The following is a 17,036-nucleotide window of genomic DNA, read 5'->3' as shown; positions in this document are numbered from 1 at the left end:
CGAGGGCGGCGCCCGCCGACGCGCGTGGCAGGTGCTCTGCGCCTCGAGCCTCAGCGTCGTCCTCGTCTTCATCTCCTCGAGCGCCCTGCTCGTCGCCCTCCCCGACGTCAGTCGCGACCTCGACGCCACCGCCCTGCAGTCCAGCTGGGTCCTGCTGAGCTACATGCTCACCACCACGACGCTCATCCTGGTGTTCGGCCGGATCGCGGACCTCGTCGGTCGCCGTCGGCTGTACATCGCCGGCATCCTCGTCTTCCTCCTCGCCTCGCTCGCGTGCGGGGTCGCGCCGGACGCCGCCGTCCTGCTCGCCGCAAGACTCGTGCAGGGGGTCGGTGCCGCCGCCATCGTGACGAACACCACCGCGCTCCTCACCGACGTGTTCCCGGAGTCGATCCTGTCGCTCGGCCTCGGGCTGAACGCCACCGTCGCCGCCGTCGGGCAGGTCATCGGCCCGGTCGTCGGCGGCCTCGTCGCGGAGTCGTTCGGCTGGCGCTGGATCTTCCTCGGCGGCATCCCGATCTCGCTCGCCGGCCTGGTGTGGTCCCTGCGGCTCATCCCCCGAGCGGCCCGCCCACGCTCCGGCGAGCGCCTCGACGTCCCCGGCTCGCTGCTGTCCGTCGCGGCGGTCGGCCTGCTCGTCGGTGCCGTGTCGGTCGGCGGCTCAGCCGGGTGGGCGGCGACGCCGGCCGTGGCGATGGCCTCGGGCGCGGTGCTGCTCGGCGCCGTGTTCGTGTGGACCCAGCGCCGCGTGGCGCACCCACTCGTCGACCCGGCGATCTTCCGTGACCGGGCGACCATCACGCTGTTCTCGGCCGCCGGACTGTGCGCGCTGTCGAGCTACGCGCTCGTGCTGCTGGCGTCGCTGTCGTTCCAGGCGGTCTCCGGGAAGGACGCCGTCGAGGCCGCCCTCTGGGTCCTGCCGACCCCGATCGGCACGACGGTGGCCGCGGCGAGCGCCGGGGTCCTCGCCCGGCGGGTGCCGGCCCGGACACTGTCGACCATCGGCATGCTCCTCATCGCGGTCGGCGCGGCGGTCCTCGCGGGCTCCCTCGCCGACGACGGCGACTACGCGGTCACGGCCGTCGGACTCGGTGCCGTGGGCGTCGGCACCGGCGTGTTCATGACCCCGAGCACATCGGCGCTGATGACCCGGGTGCCGGAGCACCGCCGGGGCATCGCGAACGCCATCCGGTCGGCGCTCCAGAACGCCGGCTTCCTGTTCTCGACGGCGCTCGGCCTGGCGATCGCCACGAGCGGCCTGTCCGCGGCGCAGCAGGCCGCGGCCTACGACGGCAGCCTGCTCGGCCTGCCGGCGACCGACGTCCAGGCCTTCGTCGACGGGGTCCGCGCGGCGGCGCTCACCTTCGCCGGGTGCGCGGTCGTCGGTGCGCTCATCGTCGCGTTCGGTCCGTTCGGACCACCGGACCGGGAGGCGCCGCTCCGGCCCGGCACGTCGAGCCCCGTCCCCGGGCCGGGGACGACCGCATGACCGCCGCGACGCGTGCGCGCCGCTCCGTCCGCACCGGCCGCCGGAGCGGCGGCCGACCCGACGGGGCCGCACCGCGCCTCCAGGACGACCACCGCCCCACGCACGACGGAAGCAGGACCGCATGAGCGACGACCACGACGACTACGCCTCGGCCGGGTACACCGGCGCCCTCGAACCCGGCCGGCGGGCGGCGCTCGTCGTCGTGGACCCGGTCCGGGCCTACGTCGACCCGGCGTGCGGGCTGTACGCGGGGGTCGAGGAACCCGTCGAGCGGATGCGCGAGCTCACCCGGGCGGCGCGGGCGGCCGGCGTGCACGTCGCCGTCACGACGATGGCGCTGTCGGCCGACGGGTCGAACGCCGGGGTGTTCTTCCGGAAGGTGCCCGCGCTCGCCGCCTACCTGCCGGGGACCTCGACGGGCGCCTTCATCGCGGGGCTCGCCCCGGTCGACGGGGACACCCTGGTGCCGAAGCAGTACCCGAGTGCGTTCTTCGGGACCTCGTTGGCCGCGGACCTCGTGGCCCGCGGGGTGGACACGCTGTTCATCGCCGGGCTGTCGACGAGCGGCTGCATCCGGGCGACCGCGACCGACGCGATGCAGCACGGGTTCGTGCCGATCGTCGTGCGCGAGGCCGTCGGCGACCGGCTGCCGAGCGTGCACGAGGCGAACCTGTTCGACATCCAGGCGAAGATCGGCGAGGTCTGGGGCATCGACCGGGTGCTCGCGCACTGGAGCGCCGCGTGAGCACCGCGGCACCGGTCCGCGGACGGCCGCGGAGTGCGGCGGTCGACGAGGCCGTGTACGTGGCGTGCGTGGCGATCCTCGCCGAGGGCGACCCGCGGGCGTTCACGATCCGGGCGGTGGCCGACGCCGCCGGGGTGGGGGCGGCGACGATCTACCGGCGGTGGCCGAGCCGGGACGTGCTCCTCACCGAGACCGTCATCCGCCTGATGGAGGAGACGATCCCGACGGAACTCGACGCGCCGATCGACGAGGGCGTGCTCGGGCTCACGCGCGGCTGGGTGCACGCGCTCGTCGCGACCCCGGTCGGACGGGCGCTTCCGCTCATCGTGGAGGCTGCCTCGCACGAGCCCCGGGTCGCCGAGGCGGTCGCCGCGTGGCACCTCGACCGACGCGTCCGGGTGAACGCGATGCTGCAGCGCGCCATGGACGCCGGCGACCTACGGCCGGACGTCGACCTCGGGATCGCCGTCGACCTGCTGGGCGGCCCGACCTTCTACCGCCGGGTGTTCGTGTCCATCGACATCCAGGCACCCGACTACCCGGTGCGTCTCGCCCGGGAGTTCCTCCGGTGGGCCGGGTGGACCGGCGACACCACGACCGTGGGGGTGGTCTCGTGACCGACGTCGCGCCGGACGACCGGCTGGACGAGCCGACGGAACGCCGTCCCGTGCTGCCGTGGACGGACATGGGCGTCGGCGACGTCGCGCCCGGGCACTGGATCGGGTTCAACCGACGCTCCGACGCGGCCCGGCAGGTGTCCGACCTCATCCGCGCCGACATCGTCGCCGGTCGGTTCGCCGGACCGCTGCCGTACGAGTGGGAGCTCCTCGACCTGTACGGCACGACACGGAACGTCCTGCGCGCGGCACTGACGCTGCTCAAGGAACAGCGGCTGCTCACCCGGGCCCCGCGTTCCGGCACGTTCGGGGTGCGCCCGGTGGCCTCGGTGAGCCTCGCCCGCACCACCGAGGAGGTCACGATCTACGGCGAGACCGCCGGCGGCAGCATCTTCGACTCGCCCCGCCTGAGCATCGTGCACCTGTGCGTGCAGCTCGTCCCGGCACCGGAGACCGTGCGGCGGAACCTCGAGATGGACGGCAGCGCGGCGTACTTCGTCGAGAGCCTCATCTCGTTCGACGGGGAACCGAGCCGGGTGCGGACGAGCTGGGTGCCGCGCGAGCGGTTCCCGGACCTCGTGTCGGAGCCCCTCACCGAGTACGTGCCGGACGTGCTCGTCCGTCGGGTCGGGCAGCGGCCGGTCGCCCGTCGGCTCCTGCTCAGCACGGTGAACGCGGACCAGTGGACCGCCGACCTGCTCGACATCGACCCCGGTCAGGCGATCTTCCACATCGAACGGCTGATGTGCCTGGCCGACGGCACCCCGGTGGAGTACGGGTTCTCGCGGTACCGGGGCGACCGGGCGGTGATCGACTCGCGGGTGGTGTGACCGGTCGGCTAGGACCGTCGCACGGAGAACACGTCGCCCGGCTGGCAGTCGAGCGCCTCGCACAGGGCGGTGAGCGTCGAGAACCGGATCGCCCGGGCCCGGTTGTTCTTCAGCACCGACAGGTTCACGACGGTCACGCCGACCCGGTCCGCGAGCTCGGTCAGGGACATCCCACGGGCGACGAGCAGGTCGTCGAGGTGGCAGACGACCCGGTGGCCGTCCTCCTCCGGCGGCATCAGACGAGTCCGGCCTGGTCGCGCACCATCCGCTGCGACGCGGTGAGGGCGAACCGGAAGCAGGTCACCAGGAGCACGCCGAGGTAGACGGGCACGTACTGCGGGTCGACGAGCGGCGTGGGGAGCCTGCCGTCCCACCCGAGCCCGGCGACCACCCAGTTCCAGCCCATCCGGCGAACGAAGTCCGGCAGGAGACCGGCCACGATGGTGAGCCCGGCGGCCCAGTCGAGCAGCCGCGTGGTCCGACGGTCGAAGAGCCCGCCCCGGCTGATCTGCCACGCGACCGCGGCGACGGCGGCGATGAGGGCCGCGACGGCGACCACCTCGACGGCGTCCCCCACGCGGATGAACCCGAGGGCCCCGGCCGGGACGTCGGTCGTCCGGACGCGCATCGTGAGCTCGGTCGCCTGGACCGTCGCGCCCCCCGGCGGCTGCGGGACCCGGGTCGTCGGCTCGATGCGCACCGGCACGGTCACGACACGGTCGCGGACCGAGTGGACGAGGTCCGCGACGTACCACCACACGACCCACGCGACGCCGACCGCGCACGCGACGACGTAGGCGAGGTAGGACCGCGAGCCCCGCGGCGGCTCGTAGACGGGTACGCTCATGTCCTTCTCCCTTGTCGATCATCGATACCATCGAACATCGATAGCAACGATAAACGATGGGTCAGATCGGGGCAAGGCCCGGCAGGGGACCCGTCAGAGGAGGCCGAACACCGCCTGCGCGCCGAGGCTCGTGCCCGCGACGAGCACCCACAGCGCGATGCCGAGCAGCATCGGTCGGAACCCCGCCCGTCGGAGTGCGCCGAAGTCCGTCGAGACGCCGATCGCGGCGAGGGCCACCGTGATGAGGAACGTCGCGGCGGTCGAGAACCCCGGGGCCGCAGCGGCCGCCAGCACCCCGACGGTGCGCAGGAGCACGACCACGAGGAAGCCGACGAGGAACCACGGGACCAGGCGGAACACGCCGGCTCCGCGGACGCCCCCGGCGCGACCCTGGCCGTCGGCGGACGCCTGCTGCGCACGGGAGGTGCGCCGCGCCTCCAGGCCGGCCAGCCCCAGGACGATCGGGATGATCATGAGCGTCCGGACCAGCTTCACGACCACGGCCGTGTCGGTCGCCTGGCGACCGTAGACCGTCGCCGTGGCGACGACCGACGAGGTGTCGTTCACCGCGGTCCCCGCGAAGACACCGAAGGCGTGCTGCGACAGCCCGAGCGCGTGCCCGACGAGCGGGAAGACGAACACGGCCGCGATGTTGCAGAGGAAGATCGTCGACATCGCGTAGGCGACGTCGGCACTGACCGCGCCGATCACGGGGGTCACGGCCGCGATCGCCGATGCGCCGCAGATCCCGGTGCCCACGCCGATCAGCGTGCGGAGCGCACCGGACACGCGGAGCAGCCGACCGATCCCCCACGCGGCGGCGAGGCACACGACGAGGGTCGTCAGCATCACCGGCAGGGTCTCGCCGCCGATCCGGAGCACCTCGGCGATCGAGAGCTGTGCGCCGAGCAGGACGACCGCGAGCTGCAGGACCCGGCTCGACGCGAACTTCACGCCGGGCTGGAGGACGCCGAGGTCCCCACCGGCAGCCGCGCCGGTGCCGGACGCGGGGCCGCCGACCTCCTGCTGCCGACGCCGACGCACGAGCCAGCCGACGAGTGCGCCGAGCACCACCGCGGGGACGGGACCGCCGACGACCGGGACCTCGCGGCCGACGACGGTGGCGGCGAGTCCGATGAGCACGGCGAGGGCGACACCGGGCCAGACGGTGCGGAGGAACGGCATGGCGTCCAGCATGGCAGCACCCGGCGGCGGCGCGCGCTTCGCGGTCAGCCCTCCGGCGGCGTCTGCCCGGTCATCACCACGCGCCCCGCGGCCTCGTCCCACCGGAAGGTCGCGTTCGTCCGGCCGCTCTCCTCGGCCGTCGTCTCGTCGGGCTTCGCGTAGTGGTAGGTCACCGCGATGGTCGACGCGTCGGTCCGGCTGATGTCGGGGACGAACCCGTACTGCTCCTTCGTGGCGGTGCCGAGGTACCGGCCGTCGTGGAAGAGCAGGATCGCGACGGGCGAGCTGCCGGTGGCGCGCTCGACGCTCACCGTCACCCAGGACAGCGGTGCGCAGGCGTCGTACCCCGCGGTGTCGGCGTTCGCCGCGTCCCACCTCGCGTCCTCGAGCCCGGCGGGCAGCGGCAGGTCGGCGATCGGGCCGGCAGCGGCCTCGGCACCGCTCGACGGACCGCAGGTCGGCGTCGGGGTGGGGGTCGACGACGGCGTCGACGACGGGCTCTCCGCCACGGCCGTCGGCGTCGCGGTCACGGTGCGGGTCGTCGTGGCGGTCGGGTCCGCATCCTCCCCGCCGCTGCACCCGGCCAGGACGACGGCCAGGACGGCGGCGAACAGGATCCCCCCGGTGGTGTGCAGCGTGCGCATCCGGTCAGGTTCCTCCTCGCCGCGCGCAGCATTCTCGGCGTATTCTTGGATTCGGGAGCAACGACGATTCCGGCCATGCCTCGTCGTGTCGTACTCCCCGACCCCGACGGGCCCACGACCCGACCAAGAGCCCGCGTGTCTGAACACCTCATCGAGTACGTCGCCCGTGACCGAACGGGCATCACCGCCGTCGTGACGACCACCAGCGTCATCGACGTCGACACCGTGATCCAGCACATCCACGCCGGCCACGCCGGGTACTACGTCGCAGCCGACTCGTGGAAGCGCACGCCGGTGCGGAGCCTGTCGTTCCTCGGTGGCGCGTACCTGTTCGCGAACTGGGACGGCTCGAAGCGGAACATGCTGCACGACCTCGCGCTCCGCGCCCCGACCCGCTCGATCGAGACGAAGCCCGTCCGCCCGCGTCCGCGGTTCGCCCGCGTGCTCGACGCGGTCCTCGGCCGCCGGCGGTCCCACCGCCTCTGACCGCACGGACGACGGACGGGAGGCGCGGTGCCGGCTGGCACCGCGCCTCCCGTCCGTCACCGGTCGCGGTGCAGGCCGCGATCGCCCCGGCGCGCGACCTCAGTCGTCGTCGCGCCGCGACCTCGTGCGGCGGAACCGCTTGCCGGTCTCCTCGTCGACCGCGATGCTGCCGGTCGGCAGGTTCGAGAAGTCGGGTGCGATGACGGTCGGTTCCGGGACGGCACCCGGGACGTCGAGGACGAGGATGTTGCTCGTGCTCGTGAGGGTCCGCCCCCGGAAGAAGTCCGGCGACCGGACCCACCAGACGACCATCAGCACGACCCCGATGAGGATCGCACCTACACCGACGACGGCGACGGCACCGATGCCGAGGATCGTGACGTCCTTCCCGTCGTCGCCCTGCAGCCAGTCGGGTTGGGCGAACTGCACGAGGCCGTAGACGAACGTGACCGCGAGGGTCAGCCCGCCGAGCAGCGGGACGAGGCCCCGCATGACGAAGTTCCGGACCGTGCTGAACAGCGTACGCCGGTAGACCCAGACGCACGCGAAGCCGGTGAGCCCGTAGTAGAACGCGATCATCAGACCGACGGAGCCGATCAGGGCGGTGAGGAGGTTCGTCGAGATGACGGTGAAGAGCACGTAGAAGCCGATCGACGCGACGCCCATCCCGATGGTCGACCAGGTCGGGGTGAGGAAGCGGCGGTGGATCCGGGCGAAGTGGGACGGCAGGGCCTTGTAGACCGCCATCGAGAGCGAGGTGCGGGCGGTCGGCATGATCGTGGTCTGCGTCGAGGCGGACGCCGACGTGAGGATCGAGAACGACAGCAGCGCCATCGCCGCGTGCCCGAGGAACGAGTTGCCGAAGAGCGCCGGGCCGATCGCCGAGAACACGTCGTCGGCGTTGCCCTGGGCCCCGAGGCCGATGCCCTTCGTGCCGACGCCGGCGAACGCGATCGCCGCGATCGAGACGAGGGCGTAGATGACGAGGAGCAGGACCGTGCTGATGACGGCCGCGCGACCGGGGGTCTTCTCCGGGTCCTTCGTCTCCTCGTTGAGCGAGACGGCCGTGTCCCACCCCCAGTAGATGAAGATCGCCGTGAGCATGGCGGGCGCGATGACCGACCCGAAGTCCATGCCGCTCGGCCACAGCCACGACAGCGACGGGGTGATCGAGCCCTCGACGCCGTTGCCGGTGGCGACCCGGACGAGCGCGACGGCCGCGAACATCACCAGGACGAGCACCTCGACGCCGAGCAGCACGTACTGCAGGCGGGCCGACACCTCGACGCCGACGTAGCAGATGAACGTCATGATCGCGATCCAGGCCACCCCGGCCACGGTCGACCACAGCGTGCTGTTCCCGAGGGCGCTGATCGCCGGGTCGTTCGTCAGGACGCCGACGAACGAGTACCCGTACGAGCCGGCGATCTGGGCGAGGTTCGCCATCACGATGACGTCCGCGGCGATGATCCCCCACCCGCCGAGCCAGCCGGTCACGGCACCGAACGCGCGGGTCGCCCACGTGAAGGTCGTGCCGCAGTCGGGGTCCTCGCGGTTGAGCTCCTGGTAGGCCACCGCGATCATCCACATCGGGATGAACGCGAGCAGCATGATCGCCGGCGCCTTCACCCCGGCCAGCAGGGCACCGCCGCTCGCCACGACCAGTCCGAGACTCGCCGCCAGGCTGTAGGCGGGCGCGGTGGACGAGATGCCCATCACGACGCTGCCCACCAGCCCGATGGCTCCCGGACGCAGCCCCTTCTCGGTACCGACCGTCTCGGTCGACACCGTCACGACCCGTTCGTCTCGCATGACCACCACGCTCTCTCGATGGCGGGCGACGGAAACCGTCGCCGTTGCTCCACGACTCTGTGGATACGAGCACTGAAACTAGACCCTGGCGACGATTTCCGCACCTGGCTGTGTCAATCTTGATCCAGTCCCGAGAGGAGCACCAGCATGGAGGAGACCGAGGTCGTCGTGATCGGTGCCGGCGTCGCCGGACTCACCGCCGCTCGGCTGCTCGCCGGGGCCGGGCGTCGGGTCGTCGTGCTCGAGGCCCGGGACCGGATCGGCGGACGCGTCCACACCGACCGGACCGACGGGCTCGTGACCGACCTCGGCGCGTCGTGGATCCACGGCGTCGAGGACAACGCGGTCGCCGACGCCGTCGCCGCGTTCGGGATCCGCACCGTCGAGTTCACGGTCGGCGGGTACCAGGTCGACAGCCGGCCGATCGCGTACCACGGGCCGGACGGCCGTCGGCTCGACGCCGGCGCAGCCGCCCGGTTCGCCGCCGACGTGCACACCGTCGACCGCGACCTGGTCGACGAGATCGAGCGGTCCGCTCCGGACGACTCGTACCGCGACGTGGTCGCCCGGGCCGTCGCGGCACAGGGGTGGGACGCCGAGCGGGCCGAGCGGGTGCGCGAGCACCTCGAGCACCGGAGCGAGGAGCAGTACGGGGTCGCGAGCGACGAACTCGCCGCGCACGGGCTCGACGACGACACGATCGCGGGCGACGAGGTCGTGTTCCCGGACGGGTACGACGCCCTGCCCGCGCACCTCGCGGCGGGGCTCGACGTCCGGCTCGGACACGTCGTCGCGCGGGTCGATCACGGCGACGACGGCGTCGTCGTGACGAGCAGCCGGGGCACCGTCCACGCCGACGTCGTCGTGGTGACGGTCCCGGTCGGGGTGCTGCAGGCCGGTGACCTGGTGCTCGAGCCGCCGCTGCCCGGACGCCACCGCGAAGCACTCGGACGACTGCGGATGAACGCCTTCGAGAAGGTCGTCCTGCGGTTCCCGGAGCGGTTCTGGGACGAGGACGTCTACGCGATCCGGCAGCTCGGACCGGCCGGGCACCGGTGGCACTCCTGGTACGACCTGACGCGGCTCGACGGCGTCCCGACGCTGCTCACCTTCGCCGCCGGGCCCGCCGCGAGGGCGATCCGCGGCTGGAGCACGGAGCAGGTCGCGGACTCGGTGCTCCAGCAGCTCCGCCGGTTGTACGGCGATGCCGTGGGAACCCCGACCTCGGTGCTCGTCACGGCGTGGCAGGACGACCCGTTCGCCCGGGGCTCGTACGCGCACATGCTGCCGGGGTCGACGACGGACGACCACGACGACCTCGCGACACCGATCGCGGGGCGCGTGCACCTGGCGGGCGAGGCGACGTGGACGCTCGACCCCGCGACGGTGGCCGGAGCGCTGTACTCGGGGCACCGCGCGGCCGTCGCGGTGCTCGGGCAGGACGTCCCGATCGACCGGCTCTGGGCGGACACCCCCGCCGGGTGACGTGTGCGAGGATCGTCGCGCACGCCGGGACGAGGGGTTCGTCCCGGCACGACAGTCCGGCGATGGGCCGGCGGTGGGCCGGCGATGGGCCGGTACGAGGGGGAGAGCATGCTCGCGAGCGATGTGACGAACGTGCGGTTCGCACCGACGAAGTGGCGCGAAGGGTACGACCAGGGCGAGGTCGACGACTTCCTCGACCGGGTCCGGGCGACCCTCGCCGGGTACGAGTCCGGACGTCCGGTCGACCCCCTCACACCCGAGGACGTCACCCTGGCGCGCTTCCGGCCGACCAAGTTCCGCGAGGGCTACCGCCAGGACGAGGTCGACGACTTCCTCGACCGTGTGGTGGTCGCCCTGCGGGAGCACGCCGGCCGCGGCTGACCGACCCCGGCCGTCGCCGGCCGCGCGCCGGCGGTTGACCGGCCCCGTCAGGCGCTGACCGCGTCGGCCGCCTCGCCGATCCGCAGTCCGGTCTCCACCAGCCGCGCGACCGCCGGGTTCCGCCGTCCCGCGGGCCACCCGAGCACCGTCGTGGCGACGGGCGCGTCGAGCACCGGCACCGCGGTGTGCTCCGGCCACTGCCAGGCGCGACTCGACCGGGGGATCACGAGCAGCGTCCGGCCGAGGGCGACCAGCTGCGCCAGCTGCGACTGCGAGTGCACCTCCGGGCCGGGCCCGGGCGGGTAGGTCCAGTCGGCGAGCGGCCACCTGGCCATCGGCAGGTCCGGGACCGACGACACCTCGGCCATCGTGAGCGATCGACGATCGGCCAGCGGGTGTGATGCGGGGACGATCGCGACCTGCGGCTCGGAGTACAGGTCGACCGCGTCGATGCCCGCGAAGTCGTCGAACGGCCGGTGCATGAGGGCGACGTCGGCGGTCCCGTCGAGCAGGAGCCCGGCCTGCTCGCCGATCTCGCACAGGACCACGTCGATCGGCACGTCCGCGGGAGCGGCGTCGAGCAGCGCCTGCAGGAACTCGTGCGACGACCCGGCCTTCGTCGCGAGGACGAGGCGCTGCTCCGGCATCCCGGCGCGGCGGGCCCGTCGGACGGCCGCGCGCACCGCGTCGAGGGCGACGGGAGCGTCGCGCAGGAGCACCGATCCGGCCTCGGTGAGTGCCACCCCGCGGCGGTCACGGTCGAACAGCCGGACGCCAATCCGCTCCTCGAGCTGCCGGATCGCCCGCGACAGCGGGGGCTGGGCCATGCCGAGCCGGGCGGCTGCGCGACCGAAGTGCCGTTCCTCGGCGACGGCCACGAAGTACCGGAGCTCCCGCGTCTCGACGTCGTCCACGCCCGGATCCTACGCCGTTCGATACCCGGCGAGTATCACCACCTACCCGATCGGTGTTGGACGTCGCCGACGCTCCGGGCGGACGATCGAGCCATGGATGACGATGTGACCACCGCGCTGGTGACCGGCGCGAACAAGGGGATCGGGTACGCGATCGCCGAGCAGCTCGGCGCGAGGGGGATGCGGGTGCTCGTCGGGGCACGGAGCGACGCCGGTCGCGACGAGGCGGTCTCCCGGCTGCGCGCGAGCGGCGTCGACGCGCACGGGGTCCGGATCGACGTGACGGACGACCGGAGCGTGGCGCAGGCGGCCGCCGAGGTCGAGGAGCGCTTCGGTCGACTCGACGTGCTCGTGAACAACGCCGGGGTCTCCGGCCCGTTCGACCCGGTGACGTGGACGCAGGACCCGACGACCCTCGACCTCGACGTGGTCCGGCAGGTCGTCGACGTGAACGTGTACGGGGTGGTCCGGGTGACGAACGCGATGCTGCCGCTCCTCCGGCGCTCCCCCGCCCCGCGGATCGTGAACGCGTCGAGCAGCATGGGCTCGCTCGGACGCCAGCCGGGTCCGGTGATGGCCGCCTACGCGCCGTCGAAGACGTTCCTGAACGGGATCACGACGCAGTACGCCCGTGCGTTCGCGGACACCCCGATCATCGTCAACGCGGCGTGCCCGGGACTCGTCGCGACGGACTTCAACGACTTCGCCGGCGACCGGACGGCGGCCCAGGGCGCGGCGACCGCGGTCCGGCTGGCGACCCTGCCGGACGACGGCCCGCGGGGCGGGTTCTTCGAGGACGCCGGCGTCGTCCCCTGGTGACGACGGACGGCGTCCGGTGACGGACCGGAGGCGCTGCTCGCGTTCCGCACGCAACGGAACGTGAGCGGCGCCTCCTGTCGCGCACCGGCGCGGGTCAGACGGCGGCCGGCTCCGTGGCGAGCGTGCGGGCGAACGGGTCGAAGTCCTCCGCCAGCGATGCGATCGGCGCCACGGTGGACGCGACCTCGACGAACGCACGGCGCTCGACGGACTCCTCCACCGCGACCATCGCGTCGAGCACGTGGTACCCGACCTCGCCCGTCGCGATGTGTGCGCCGCCGCCGCGGATCGCCCGCGCCATGTCGAGCACGCCGAGTCCCCGGCCGGCCGTGGGCTCGGCGTCGAGGACGGTCTCCCACTCCTGCTCGAACGGGAACGACACGTCCTTCGAGAGCGGCCGAGCGATGCGGATCGGGTGGCCGCCGCCGAAGGTGTTCGGGTCGGGCAGGACGATCGTGCCCTCGGTGCCGTTGACCTCGAAGACGCCGTGCCGGAACAGCGGGGTGTCGAACGAGAGCAGGGACTGCGCGTGGCCGCCGTGCTCGAACGACGTCAGCACGGAGAGGTGCGTGGGGACCTCGACCGGGAACTCCTGGCCGGCGTTCGGCCCGACGACCAGCTGCCGGGTGTCCCGCGATCGGGAGCCGGTCGCGACGACCGAGGCGATCGGCCCGAGCAGGTGCACGAGCGCGGTGAAGTAGTACGGCCCCATGTCGAACAGCGGGCCGGCGCCCTTCGCGTACAGGAACGACGCGTTCGGGTGGAAGACGTCGGGGCCCTGCCACTGGAAGCTGGTGACCGCGGTCAGCGGTGTGCCGATCGCGCCGGCCTCGATCGCCCGCTTGGCGGTCTGCCACCCGGTGCCGAGCACGGTGTCGGGTGCGATGCCGAGCCGCAACCCGAGCGACTCGGCGAGTGCGACCAACCCGGCTGCGGACTCGCGGTCGACCCCGATCGGCTTCTCGCTCCACACGTGCTTGCCGGCACGGAGCGCGGCGGTGGAGACCTCGACGTGCGTCGCCGGCAGCGTGAGGTTGATCACGATCTCGACGTCCGGGTCCGCGAGGACCTCGTCACCGGTACCGGACGCTGCGACGCCCCACTTCGCGGCCGACGCCGCCGCGCGCTCGGTGTCGATGTCGCCGATCCGGACCACCTCGACGTCGGGGAACCGCGTGAGGTTCGACAGGTACTGCTCGCTGATCATGCCGGCGCCGATGAACCCGATGCCGACCGTGCCCGTGCGGGTCATGCGGAGACCGCCTCCGTGCTCAGGGTGGCGCGGAGCCACCGGTAGGACTGTTCGACGCCGTCGAAGACGTCGCCGTCGTAGCCGTCGAACTCGATGACGGCGTACTCGAGGGCTGGCGCCGCGGCCAGCGCCTCGGCGAGCCGGACGTCGCCCTGGCCGGCCGGGGTCTGGTCGGTGGGGATCGTCGCGGTGGAGATGCCCTCGCGCATCGGGCCGTCCTTGACGTGCACGGCGACGATGCGGTCGCCGAGCTCCTGGATGAACGCGACGACGTCGATGCCGGCGGCAGATGCCCAGTAGAGGTCGAGTTCGAGCACCACGCCCGGGTCGAGGAGCGAGGCGAGCACCTGCAGCGCGGGCTGGCCGTCGATCTGCGGCCGGAGCTCGTGGTCGTGGTTGTGGTAGCCGACGCGCAGACCGTGCTCGGCGGCTTCCACGGCGGCGGCGTTGAGTCTGGCAGCGATGCGTTCGACGCCCTCGCGGGTGGTCCAGTGGTCGGGCCCGACGAACGGGTCGATGACGATCTCGAGGCCGAGCTCCTTCGCGGCGGCGAACGTGTCGGCGTGCGACGGGGCGGTCATGACGCTGCCGTCCGGCAGCGGGATGGTCTCCTCGACGAGGAAGGCGTGCCCGGTCGTCGCGGTGATGCCGTGGGCGTCGAACGCCTGCTTGAGCTCGGCGGATCGACCGACGAACGCGAACGCCTCGACGGTGTCGAAGCCGATCTCGGCGAGGCGGCGGACGCCGCCGTCGAGGTCGGGCTCCAGCGCGGCGTTCACCGTGTAGAGCTGCAGGGAGATGGCGGGAGCCATGGTGGGTCCTTTCTGCCCGCGTCGTCGCGGGGTGGCGGTGACGGCCTGGAGGCGCGGCTCGCGTTGCGGACGCGGGTCGCGCCTCCAGGCTGCTGACGCACTGAGTGCGCTACTTGACCGACTTGATGGGGAGGATGACGAGGGCCCCGAGCAGGACCGCGACGCCGGCGCCCCAGAGCATGAGCGTGTAGTTCTGTCCACCGCCGATGCCGAGGAGGAACAGGCCGACCGCGGGGGCGAGCGACTGGGGCAGGGCGTTCGCGATGTTGATGACGCCGAGGTCCTTGCCGGGACGCTCCGGGTCGGGCAGCACGTCGACGATGAGCGCGGTGTCGATCGCGGCGTAGATGCCGAAGGCGAAGCCCATCACGATCTCGGCGAAGTAGAACCCGCCGACCGTGTCCACGTGCGCCAGGATGACCAGGCCGACCGCGGTGAGGGCGGTGGAGCTCCAGACGAACACCTTGCGGCGGCCGACACGGTCGGACACCCAGCCGGAGAGCGCGGCGCTGGCGAGGAGGGCGACGGTGTAGAGGAGCACACCGAACGCGACGACCCCGACGGCCTCCTTCTGCGGGAGCCCGATCCGGTCCTCCATGTAGAGGAGGCGGTACGTCGTGAACATGAAGGTGCCGAAGGTGATGAGGAAGCGGCCCCACCAGGCGAGCCCGAAGTCGCGGTGCTTGATCGGGTTCGTCCAGAACGAGCTGATCAGGTTGATCCAGCTGAACGGCTTGATCGGCGTGGTGGGCAGGTCGTCACGGGCGATGACGGCGTAGACCACGATCGCGATGATCGCCAGGATGCCCGGAGCGATGAAGAGGACGGGCAGGTTGCCGACGAGGTAGACGGCCAGGTACAGCCCGGCGAGGATCGCGATGTTCTGGGCAAGGGCGATGACGCTCGACGCCTTGCCGCGCTGGAACTCGGGCACGTTGTCGGCGAAGCTCGCGGTCAGCGTGGCGAGCACGGCGTTGGCGGTGACCTGCGCGAGGACCCACGCCAGGGTGAGCTGCAGCTGGTTCGGCGAGAAGGCCAGCCAGGCGAGTGCGCCGACGAAGACGACGACGCCGCCGATCATCCACGGGCGACGGCGACCCCAGCGGGTGCGGGTGCGGTCCGAGATGGCTCCGAAGAGCGGGTTCGCCAGCAGGGCACCGAAGGCGCCGAACGGCAGGACCGATCCCACGACCGACTCCGGGTTGCTCGGGTTGAGCTCGCTCGCCTTGATCGACATGCTCACGAACACCGGCGTGAGCAGGGCGACGAACAGGCCGAACTGGGCGAAGCTCAGGCCCCAGAGGTAGCCGCGGCCGACGCGCACGGAGCTGACGGCCTGGGTGATGCCCTCGACCGAGAAGGCGCGGGAGGCTGCTGCCTCGTCCGTCGCGGTGGCGCCGGCGGCTGCGGTGACCGCGGGGGACGCGGTCCCGGCGATGCCGCGGGTGGGTTCTTCCTTCGACGTCGGTGTCGACATGACTCCTCCTCGAGTCACAGGGGCTTCGGGGCCCGTCTGAATCCCTAGTCCTACTAGGTGATCGGGACAGTAGCACCCAAAACCTCCGACCGGAAGTTTTTGTTGCGGTACTTTCCGCTCGTTCTTCGGCAATGCGGGGCTGCCGGTAGGTTTGGCCGCGTGACCTCCACCGACGGAAGCAGCAGCCGCGGCCCGTACGCCAAGGGCGTGCAGCGTCGGCAGGAGATCCTCGACCAGACGCTCGAGGTCGTGGCCTCCCGTGGCATCGACGGCACCTCGCTCCGGGCGATCGGCGAGGCGATCGGTGTCTCGCACGCCGCCCTCCGGCACTACTTCTCGTCGCGGGAAGCCCTGCTCGTCGAGGTGCTCCGGGAACGCGACGAGGCGTCGAACCGGGCCCTCGGCGACACCGCAGGCGTGTTCACCAGGCTCGAGTTCGTCGCGCACCGCAACGTCGTCGAACCCGCGCTGGTGACGCTCTACACGACCCTCCTCGGGACCTCGGTCGAACCCGGGAACGAGACGGCACGGTCGTACTTCGCGGGGCGGTTCGCAACGGCCAGGGCCGAGCTCGCCGGCCAGCTCCGCGACGAGCTCACGGCGTCCGGCCGGCACAGCGACGCGGACCTCGACCAGGTGGCGTCACTCATCATCGCGGCGTTCGACGGCCTGCAGGTGCAGTGGTTGCTCGACCGGGACGTCGACATCGCGGGGACGCTCCGGCTGCTGGAGCGGGTGCTCTAGTCTCCGAGCGTCTCCGAGCTCACCGTCCGGTGCGGCCCGCACCTCGGGTCGTCAGTCGAGTCGGACCTCGGCGACACCGCTCCCCCGGCACTGCAGGGGTGCCCCGAAGCCGTAGTCCGTCCAGGCCAGGTCGACCCCGCGCTCGTCGAGCCGCGCACCGTGGGCGTCGAAGAGCGCCACACGGCCGCGTTCGTCCTGCGTCTGCTCGACCGGGACCGTCCAGGTCGTGCCGTCGACCTCCGACGTCGCCGACTCCCGCTCCGGCGTGCAGTCGGCACCGACGCACACGGCGACGGACTCGACGGCGGTCGCGAGGTGGTCGGGCACGACCACGTTCACCGTGTTGCCCTGCCCGTAGTCGGCGCAGGCCGACCCGGGCGAGGAGCACCCGGCGAGCGCCAGCACCAGCCCGATCCCGATCGTGGCGGTGACCAGCGTGCCCCGGCGATTCCCCATGCTCGATCGTCCCAGGTCACCCGCCGGTCGGCCACCCCGCG

General features: G+C 72.4%; 18 protein-coding genes and 2 pseudogenes. 10 read left to right on the top strand and 10 right to left on the bottom strand.

The features are described from left to right. Positions 1–31 precede the first annotated feature (31 nt). From ACQXVK_RS14435 to ACQXVK_RS14420, 4 genes are all read left to right on the top strand, one after another. On the top strand, positions 32–1,489 hold the full coding sequence (locus tag ACQXVK_RS14435) for an MFS transporter (protein WP_430854008.1): 1,458 nt from the start codon (positions 32–34) through the stop codon (positions 1,487–1,489). A gap of 121 nt (positions 1,490–1,610) precedes the next feature. Then, entirely contained in the window at positions 1,611–2,234 is a 624-nt protein-coding gene (locus ACQXVK_RS14430) for an isochorismatase family protein (RefSeq protein WP_402267861.1), read from the top strand. Beyond that, positions 2,231–2,851 (top strand): TetR/AcrR family transcriptional regulator, encoded by a 621-nt coding sequence (locus ACQXVK_RS14425; protein ID WP_022906815.1) that lies wholly within the window; start codon positions 2,231–2,233, stop codon positions 2,849–2,851. The genes ACQXVK_RS14430 and ACQXVK_RS14425 overlap by 4 nt, the downstream gene beginning before the upstream one ends. Further along, complete coding sequence (locus tag ACQXVK_RS14420) at positions 2,848–3,681, top strand: GntR family transcriptional regulator (RefSeq protein ID WP_430854007.1); 834 nt, start codon at positions 2,848–2,850, stop codon at positions 3,679–3,681. The genes ACQXVK_RS14425 and ACQXVK_RS14420 overlap by 4 nt, the downstream gene beginning before the upstream one ends. An 8-nt stretch (positions 3,682–3,689) precedes the next feature. Here the strand turns inward: ACQXVK_RS14420 and ACQXVK_RS14415 are convergent, their stop codons facing one another. From ACQXVK_RS14415 to ACQXVK_RS14400, 4 genes are all read right to left on the bottom strand, one after another. Next, positions 3,690–3,917, bottom strand: coding sequence for a helix-turn-helix domain-containing protein (locus tag ACQXVK_RS14415; protein ID WP_022906813.1), 228 nt, complete (start codon positions 3,915–3,917; stop codon positions 3,690–3,692). Beyond that, complete coding sequence (locus tag ACQXVK_RS14410) at positions 3,917–4,528, bottom strand: hypothetical protein (protein WP_430854006.1); 612 nt, start codon at positions 4,526–4,528, stop codon at positions 3,917–3,919. The genes ACQXVK_RS14415 and ACQXVK_RS14410 overlap by 1 nt, the downstream gene beginning before the upstream one ends. 93 nt (positions 4,529–4,621) lie before the next feature. Next, entirely contained in the window at positions 4,622–5,713 is a 1,092-nt protein-coding gene (locus ACQXVK_RS14405) for a YeiH family protein (protein WP_430854005.1), read from the bottom strand. Between the two features lie 44 nt (positions 5,714–5,757). After that, positions 5,758–6,357, bottom strand: a complete 600-nt coding sequence (locus tag ACQXVK_RS14400; RefSeq protein WP_430854004.1) for an LppP/LprE family lipoprotein — start codon at positions 6,355–6,357, stop codon at positions 5,758–5,760. A 135-nt stretch (positions 6,358–6,492) separates the two neighbouring features. Here ACQXVK_RS14400 and ACQXVK_RS14395 point away from each other — a divergent pair, with 135 nt between their 5' ends. After that, entirely contained in the window at positions 6,493–6,843 is a 351-nt protein-coding gene (locus ACQXVK_RS14395; RefSeq protein ID WP_402267875.1) for a hypothetical protein, read from the top strand. Positions 6,844–6,942: 99 nt separating this feature from the next. Here ACQXVK_RS14395 and ACQXVK_RS14390 read toward each other — a convergent pair whose 3' ends face one another. Next, positions 6,943–8,655, bottom strand: coding sequence for an APC family permease (locus ACQXVK_RS14390; protein WP_402267878.1), 1,713 nt, complete (start codon positions 8,653–8,655; stop codon positions 6,943–6,945). Between the two features lie 147 nt (positions 8,656–8,802). Between ACQXVK_RS14390 and ACQXVK_RS14385 the strand changes: the two genes are divergently transcribed. The 3 genes and pseudogenes from ACQXVK_RS14385 to ACQXVK_RS14375 all read left to right on the top strand — a co-directional run. Beyond that, complete coding sequence (locus tag ACQXVK_RS14385) at positions 8,803–10,140, top strand: flavin monoamine oxidase family protein (protein WP_430854002.1); 1,338 nt, start codon at positions 8,803–8,805, stop codon at positions 10,138–10,140. 84 nt (positions 10,141–10,224) lie between these two features. Beyond that, positions 10,225–10,344 (top strand): annotated as a pseudogene (locus ACQXVK_RS14380) (DivIVA domain-containing protein); the annotation flags it as partial. Between the two features lie 66 nt (positions 10,345–10,410). Next, positions 10,411–10,500: pseudogene (locus ACQXVK_RS14375) on the top strand (DivIVA domain-containing protein); the annotation flags it as partial. A gap of 68 nt (positions 10,501–10,568) precedes the next feature. Here ACQXVK_RS14375 and ACQXVK_RS14370 read toward each other — a convergent pair. After that, positions 10,569–11,435: a LysR family transcriptional regulator gene (locus ACQXVK_RS14370; RefSeq protein WP_430854001.1), complete on the bottom strand. Its 867-nt coding sequence runs from the start codon at positions 11,433–11,435 to the stop codon at positions 10,569–10,571. A 93-nt stretch (positions 11,436–11,528) separates the two neighbouring features. On the opposite strand from ACQXVK_RS14370, the gene ACQXVK_RS14365 reads away from it, so the two are divergent. Beyond that, the gene (locus tag ACQXVK_RS14365; protein WP_430854000.1) at positions 11,529–12,254 is read left to right on the top strand and encodes an SDR family NAD(P)-dependent oxidoreductase; all 726 of its coding nucleotides are present in this window, start codon (positions 11,529–11,531) and stop codon (positions 12,252–12,254) included. A gap of 94 nt (positions 12,255–12,348) precedes the next feature. Here the strand turns inward: ACQXVK_RS14365 and ACQXVK_RS14360 are convergent, their stop codons facing one another. The 3 genes from ACQXVK_RS14360 to ACQXVK_RS14350 all read right to left on the bottom strand — a co-directional run bounded on the left by ACQXVK_RS14360 (position 12,349) and on the right by ACQXVK_RS14350 (position 15,795). Then, complete coding sequence (locus ACQXVK_RS14360; protein WP_430853999.1) at positions 12,349–13,506, bottom strand: Gfo/Idh/MocA family protein; 1,158 nt, start codon at positions 13,504–13,506, stop codon at positions 12,349–12,351. Then, positions 13,503–14,318 (bottom strand): sugar phosphate isomerase/epimerase family protein, encoded by an 816-nt coding sequence (locus tag ACQXVK_RS14355; RefSeq protein WP_416393194.1) that lies wholly within the window; start codon positions 14,316–14,318, stop codon positions 13,503–13,505. The genes ACQXVK_RS14360 and ACQXVK_RS14355 overlap by 4 nt, the downstream gene beginning before the upstream one ends. Before the next feature lie 109 nt (positions 14,319–14,427). After that, positions 14,428–15,795 carry an MFS transporter gene (locus ACQXVK_RS14350; protein ID WP_022906503.1) on the bottom strand — a complete coding sequence of 456 codons (1,368 nt, stop codon included), beginning with the start codon at positions 15,793–15,795 and terminating at the stop codon, positions 14,428–14,430. A 159-nt stretch (positions 15,796–15,954) separates the two neighbouring features. On the opposite strand from ACQXVK_RS14350, the gene ACQXVK_RS14345 reads away from it, so the two are divergent. After that, on the top strand, positions 15,955–16,539 hold the full coding sequence (locus ACQXVK_RS14345) for a TetR/AcrR family transcriptional regulator (RefSeq protein WP_430853998.1): 585 nt from the start codon (positions 15,955–15,957) through the stop codon (positions 16,537–16,539). 51 nt (positions 16,540–16,590) lie between these two features. Here ACQXVK_RS14345 and ACQXVK_RS14340 read toward each other — a convergent pair whose 3' ends face one another. Next, the gene (locus ACQXVK_RS14340; protein ID WP_430853997.1) at positions 16,591–16,995 is read right to left on the bottom strand and encodes a hypothetical protein; all 405 of its coding nucleotides are present in this window, start codon (positions 16,993–16,995) and stop codon (positions 16,591–16,593) included. Positions 16,996–17,036 lie beyond the last annotated feature (41 nt).

This window comes from Curtobacterium sp. AB451, assembly GCF_050585845.1.
Taxonomy (GTDB): domain Bacteria; phylum Actinomycetota; class Actinomycetes; order Actinomycetales; family Microbacteriaceae; genus Curtobacterium.
The sequence above is the reverse complement of the archived record's forward strand: the minus strand, read 5'-3'. Positions and strand labels throughout refer to the sequence as shown.

Coding starts and splice junctions, on each gene's coding strand:
- ACQXVK_RS14430 (WP_402267861.1), top strand. CDS start 1,611: ATGAGCGACGACCACGACGACTACGCCTCGGCCGGGTACACCGGCGCC.
- ACQXVK_RS14415 (WP_022906813.1), bottom strand. CDS start 3,917: ATGCCGCCGGAGGAGGACGGCCACCGGGTCGTCTGCCACCTCGACGAC.
- ACQXVK_RS14410 (WP_430854006.1), bottom strand. CDS start 4,528: ATGAGCGTACCCGTCTACGAGCCGCCGCGGGGCTCGCGGTCCTACCTC.
- ACQXVK_RS14405 (WP_430854005.1), bottom strand. CDS start 5,713: ATGCCGTTCCTCCGCACCGTCTGGCCCGGTGTCGCCCTCGCCGTGCTC.
- ACQXVK_RS14400 (WP_430854004.1), bottom strand. CDS start 6,357: ATGCGCACGCTGCACACCACCGGGGGGATCCTGTTCGCCGCCGTCCTG.
- ACQXVK_RS14390 (WP_402267878.1), bottom strand. CDS start 8,655: ATGCGAGACGAACGGGTCGTGACGGTGTCGACCGAGACGGTCGGTACC.
- ACQXVK_RS14385 (WP_430854002.1), top strand. CDS start 8,803: ATGGAGGAGACCGAGGTCGTCGTGATCGGTGCCGGCGTCGCCGGACTC.
- ACQXVK_RS14365 (WP_430854000.1), top strand. CDS start 11,529: ATGGATGACGATGTGACCACCGCGCTGGTGACCGGCGCGAACAAGGGG.
- ACQXVK_RS14360 (WP_430853999.1), bottom strand. CDS start 13,506: ATGACCCGCACGGGCACGGTCGGCATCGGGTTCATCGGCGCCGGCATG.
- ACQXVK_RS14355 (WP_416393194.1), bottom strand. CDS start 14,318: ATGGCTCCCGCCATCTCCCTGCAGCTCTACACGGTGAACGCCGCGCTG.
- ACQXVK_RS14350 (WP_022906503.1), bottom strand. CDS start 15,795: ATGTCGACACCGACGTCGAAGGAAGAACCCACCCGCGGCATCGCCGGG.
- ACQXVK_RS14340 (WP_430853997.1), bottom strand. CDS start 16,995: ATGGGGAATCGCCGGGGCACGCTGGTCACCGCCACGATCGGGATCGGG.